Origin of the sequence: Salinivibrio sp. SS2 (assembly GCF_001722075.1) — a bacterium.
In the GTDB taxonomy this organism is placed as follows: Bacteria; Pseudomonadota; Gammaproteobacteria; order Enterobacterales; family Vibrionaceae; genus Salinivibrio; species Salinivibrio proteolyticus.
The window spans coordinates 1-5,380 of sequence record NZ_MEBP01000028.1; the positions used below are offsets into that span (position 1 = coordinate 1).

A 5,380-nucleotide genomic window follows, 5' to 3' on the forward strand; every position below is an offset into this window, starting at 1 on the left:
TACTGATTACGATGCACAAGTTTGTAAAGCATTGGCCAACGTGAAAGCAATAAACAAAGTCATAAGACTTGGTATGCCTGTTAGTTACCGAGTTGATTGATGGGGGCAACCCCATTGGGATCAGTGCGTTAGGTGAATGATTTGATCAACAACGCCACGGTGAATACCTCTTTGCGAGCCGGCTCGAGGCATCCGAGTTTGATGATGAAAACGCGTATAAAGAACTACACCGCTTTTTAACTAAAGATGTTGTGGCTCAGTATGGAGAACCCGTCCCTTACGGCGTGTTACTGAAAGCGGATGGTGACCGAATGGGGGAGTTATTTGCGCAAGCGGATAACACAACCCAATCCATTAATATTTCAGATGCGTTGCATCGGTTTGCGAGTGATGTGCGCGCGATGATTCGAGAGTTTGGTGGTCATGCGATTTATACCGGCGGCGACGATATTTTAGCGTTCTTGCCACTACACCGAGCAATACTGTGCGCTCAGAAACTGGCTAATCACTTTACCGCTGCTATGAATGCCGTTATCAAGAACAACTTTAACAAGCCACAAATGGTCGCGCCGACACTGTCGGTTGGCTTAGCGATTGGGCATTTTGTTCAGCCTATGCGCCAGCTACGTCAGCGTGCAATAGCAGCAGAAAAACACGCAAAAGGGAATGACGAGCAAGCGCCAAGAAATGCACTTGCCGTGCATTTAGGGATCCGTTCAGGCCATGAAATTACATGGCGCTGTCGCTGGGACGATTCAACGACACTTGATGCATTTTCAGCCTTTGTTGAGGCTTTTTCGCAAGACCTTATGCCTACGCGAATTATGCAAGATATACGTAATATGGCCCACCAATTGAAGTGGCTCGAGAATGAAAACGGGCCTGATGTGAGTGATATTCGTCGCAGTGAACTCGAACGTATGTTGGTGCGTGCCGCGTTTGCGCACAATCATACGACGAAAGAGCGCGAAAGCGGCGAGATGCAAGGGCGTATCCACACACTAAAAGAGCATCTTAGAACGCAGGCATCGCGTTATTCGTTGGATGAACTCGCGAATCAATTGATATTGGCTCGGTGGATAAGTGCGAAAACAGCCAAGGATATTGGAGGGGAAGATTAACCATGCAGTATTATCTTATCAAACCACGAGATCCTTTGATTATTCGCGCAAGTCGGCCATTTGAGGAAATATCCGATGCGCAGTCGGCACGATTTCCGCCTCCTTCAACGGTCGCCGGCGCATTACGCAACATTCATGCGCGCAGTACGGGAAAACCGCTGAATGAAGATTTGTTGATGCTTTCGGTGACAGGGCCGTTAGCTGTAAAGATGCCCATCAATGGTAACGCGCCCAGTGAAGAAAACATACTGGTACCAAAGCCTGCGGATGTGCAGTACGTGCATGATCGTAAAGCGGATACGGTCGTGTTGGCACGATCAAAACCGGCAAAGCCCAATAGTGGAGAAGGGTGCGATCTACCCAATGGACTTTGGCCGTTATTGAGTGATGCCGCGCACCAAGGCAAACCCGTTTCCGGACCAAATTGGTGGTCGTTCCATGATTTATTAGCGTGGCGAAGAGGGGACGCGTTAAGCGTTCAACAGATTCAGCAAAACGGCTGGACCCCGGCTGATCCGGATATTCGCACACATATATCGGTGAACAATCAAAGCCGTCAAGCGGAGTCAGGAAAGATTTTTCAAACCACAGGGTTAACGATGTGGCAAAAACCGAGCAAAGCGCAACCGTTTCCTGACGAAAGGATTGGTATTTTGGCAGGGATTGATGGCGACATCAGTTTACCTCTGTTGAACCTTGGCGGCGAGCGTCGTTTAGCAAATATCGTGTCCTCGCCTATTTGGCCCGCGAGGCCAGCTGATTTAGTTGACTCCATTGTCAACCGTGGCGCGTTTACGCTCACGCTTTTAACGCCAGCGCTATTCAATGGTGGTTGGCTGCCACAATGGCTAGATCAAGAAACGCTGATGGGCACGCCTCCGGGCTGTCAAACGCTGCAAGTGCGTTTGCGCGCCACCGCGCTTGAACGTTGGCTACCGCAGTCTGGTTGGGACTTGGCGAATCGACGTCCACGGGCGGCACAGAAAATGATCCCACCTGGGGCGACCTATTGGTTTGACATTGTTGGCGAGGCACCCGAAGCGGATATTGAAGCATTGTGGCTTGCCCATGTGTGCGATGAGGCACAGCATAATCGTAATGGCTTCGGCTTAGCGCTTCCTGCCGCTGATTCGGTCAATTCTTAACATCATTTCAAGGGACGAAATTTATGTCTTTTCACGTCTATCACTTGTTTAGCCATACCATTTTACATTGTGGCGCAGGCCAGTCTGTCGGCATTGTCGATCAACCCATTGCGCGTGAACGTGCGTCTTATCTCCCGATCGTGCCAGGGTCAACGGTGCGAGGTGTATTAAAAGCTCACGTAAGCGATACAGAATCAGTTGCAGAGTCAAGTGCCTTACAAGGTCTAACCTACTCACTCTTTGGCGCCAGCACCTCCAACGATGGCCGAGCGGGTGCGCTGTCGATCACTGATGCGCATTTGCTATTGCTGCCTGTTCGAACGGTTTATGGCATTTTGGCGTATGCGACCTGTCCATTTATTTTACAGCGATACAAACAGGATCGAGAACTTGATTTCTCACTTCCGATGCCGTCAGAAAAACAAGCACTGTGTCCAAATGATAACCCCAACCATCAAGATAATGTGATGGTGTTGGAGGACTTAGATTTAGACGCTCAAACCAGTGGCGACGTCGAACCCTGGGCGAAAGATATTGCACAGTGTATATATCCGGATAACGAAGAGCTTAGGGAGAGCATGCGCAAACGGATCGTCGTATTGCCCGATACCGTCTTTTCGTTTTTGGCTGAAACGGCCACTGAAATTCGCACGCGTATTCGCATTAACGAAACGACGGGGGTAGTAGATAACGGCGCACTTTGGTCCGAAGAAAGCTTGCCTGCTGAAAGTATCCTTTGGGGCGTGTATTCGGTAGATCATAACCGCTGTCATGAGCAATATGTGCGTGAATTGAACCATATCCTGAAAGAAGAGCCGCTGCTACAAATGGGCGGAAATATGGGAACTGGCAGTGGTTTAGTGCAGTTCATCTCCCTAGAAGATAAGGGAGAGTAAATGATGGAATCACGCAGCCAAAAGATCGCTATCGAAGCCTTTGCGCGAATCAAAGACAAAGAACATCAGTCGTATACGGAAGAAGCGAAGAAAAAATACGCAACATTAGTGCATAAACTGCCTACAATGTTGCTGCAAAATGGTTTAACCCAAACCACTGGATTTTTACTCGCCAAAAATGAAGCTCACCACAGCGATTTGCTCACAGATTTAAGGCTTGTTATTGAAGCGTTAACGACTCATCAATACCAAGATAATGTGGCTTTTCACGAGGCGATCATTCACTTAGAGCTCCCTCAAACGCTCGCGATGACGCGTAATGTACTCGCGATTGCTGGTTGGCTTCGACGTTACGTGCAAGGTGTGTGGAACATCGGCGCTGATGGTGAAGGTTTAAACCAAACGGCACTTGAGGAGAAATAACCATGGTTGCACTGGTCCGCAAAAAGGTAGACGCGCCGTTTCGAAGCAGCAACTGCATCAACCCTAGTTTATTGCTTGAAAAGGGCTTGCTATCGCTTGACGGAGAGAATTCCAAAAAGGAACACCTGCAAAAGCTAGTCGCCTTACCAGCCTCTGCTGAGTACAAAACGGCATTTAATCGTTGGTTCGACCTGACCGGCGATGACAGCCGATTTCAACAAGCTGCGTTCACGCTAAAAAACCGTCTGTTGATAGGCATGAATGGTAATGCTGGCCTCGAAACAGGGTGCTGTCTCAGCCGTAACTATGGCATGCCGTATATTCCCGGTTCGAGCGTAAAAGGCGTGGTACGTAACTGGGCAAACAGTAACCTAAAAGCGTTTTCTGACGATATTGAGGAATTACTGGGCACCGACGACAGTGAACAACCGAGCCGTATCTCGGGCATAGTGACGTTTCACGACGCTTGGTGGATCCCCAAAGACGGCGGCAAGCCGTTTGTGCTTGATGTGGTCACGACGCACCACCAAGCCTATTACAATGGCAGTCAAGATAAGCCATCAGACACAGATAGCCCGATCCCAAACCATTTATTAGCGGTGCAGGGTAGCTTCCTATTTGTGTTGGAAGGTGAGCCTGAGGCACTACAAACATGCCAACGGATGCTAGAAGAAGCACTTGAACATAATGGCATCGGCGCAAAAACCGCTGCTGGGTATGGGTATATGTCGCAATCACAAACACTCATTGACCAGAAAAAGAGTGAGCTGATAAGGCTCGAAGAGGAAGTGAAATTCGCTGCAATGACCAAAGAAGAAAGAGATATTTTTTCGATAAGGTCTGAACTCAATGCTCAAATTGAAGAAAATAAGCCAGATTCATCTGGATTATTACGGGAGCAAATAAAAAACGCTATTGAAAATGGCAAGAGCTGGGATGATAAAGACAAACTGGCCTTGCAAGACCTTGTGAGGCAGTGTGTGCGGTTTTGGGATCCGAAAAAGAAAAATAAAAAACTCAAAGATTTAATTAACAAAGTTGACTGTATTTAATAAAGTTTTTAATGAGAGTGTGTTATGGGGAAATTTTTTACTTTTTTTGATCACCCTTTTTTTAGCGTTATGGGTGGTCTTTTTACATTACTATCTGTTTTTGGACTTTTTTGTACCCTTTTTTATGTCATTCGAGGGTTCGTTCCTGTTTGGTATCGAATCGGTAAAGGGTTGTCTCAGAGAAAAATTGCTATATTTGCAACTGATAAGTATGAAGATTTAAAGTCAGTCATTCTAGACTCAGGATTGTTCAAGGAAAAAAATATAGTCAAGATTGACAAAGATTGTTTAAAAAAAGCTGAGAGTTATTCTTTTTATGTGGTTCATTATAGTAGCGTTGATTCGGCTGCGTTTGACGAAATTATCCAATTGAAAAAAGATAACACTGCGATGATAGTCTACGCTCCCACATGCGATGGTAAAATCAATGATAGTGATATGAATAAAATAGATTCACAAAGAAACGCAGTAGTTACAAATTTTCGAGGACGGCTACTTAACGATATCGTAGTCAGTATGATTTCGACAAGTCATCAAATTCGCTAATTAGAGCGAGGGTGTTCAAAGTTCTGTGTCACCCAACGTTTAAAGATCTACGTAGTCGTCGAGCCGCCCTTCGAAGTGGATGCTCAGTTGGGACAATGTCAGGTTCCAATTCTGCACCGGATGCGTCCACTTCTCTGACGCCTTCAACATACCTGCATACAGCCAACTTGACAACAGTCCATAATGCAAAGCAGACG

6 protein-coding genes are annotated in these 5,380 nt (G+C 46.8%); all 6 read left to right on the top strand.

The features are described 5' to 3' along the window. The first annotated feature begins 251 nt into the window (after positions 1 to 251). From cas10 to BGK46_RS02055, 6 genes are read left to right on the top strand one after another with little or no spacing between them, the layout of a single operon-like run. Complete coding sequence (cas10, locus tag BGK46_RS02030) at positions 252 to 1,121, top strand: type III-B CRISPR-associated protein Cas10/Cmr2 (RefSeq protein WP_084781200.1); 870 nt, start codon at positions 252 to 254, stop codon at positions 1,119 to 1,121. A 2-nt stretch (positions 1,122 to 1,123) separates the two neighbouring features. Further along, the gene (locus tag BGK46_RS02035) at positions 1,124 to 2,266 is read left to right on the top strand and encodes a type III-B CRISPR module-associated protein Cmr3 (RefSeq protein ID WP_069586815.1); all 1,143 of its coding nucleotides are present in this window, start codon (positions 1,124 to 1,126) and stop codon (positions 2,264 to 2,266) included. A gap of 23 nt (positions 2,267 to 2,289) precedes the next feature. Then, positions 2,290 to 3,162 (top strand): type III-B CRISPR module RAMP protein Cmr4, encoded by an 873-nt coding sequence (gene cmr4 / locus BGK46_RS02040; protein ID WP_069586816.1) that lies wholly within the window; start codon positions 2,290 to 2,292, stop codon positions 3,160 to 3,162. Beyond that, positions 3,163 to 3,585 (top strand): type III-B CRISPR module-associated protein Cmr5, encoded by a 423-nt coding sequence (gene cmr5, locus BGK46_RS02045; RefSeq protein ID WP_254659640.1) that lies wholly within the window; start codon positions 3,163 to 3,165, stop codon positions 3,583 to 3,585. A 2-nt stretch (positions 3,586 to 3,587) separates the two neighbouring features. Beyond that, positions 3,588 to 4,637, top strand: coding sequence for a type III-B CRISPR module RAMP protein Cmr6 (gene cmr6 / locus BGK46_RS02050; protein WP_069586817.1), 1,050 nt, complete (start codon positions 3,588 to 3,590; stop codon positions 4,635 to 4,637). 24 nt (positions 4,638 to 4,661) lie between these two features. Further along, positions 4,662 to 5,183, top strand: a complete 522-nt coding sequence (locus BGK46_RS02055) for a hypothetical protein (RefSeq protein WP_069586818.1) — start codon at positions 4,662 to 4,664, stop codon at positions 5,181 to 5,183. The last annotated feature ends 197 nt before the right edge of the window (positions 5,184 to 5,380 follow it).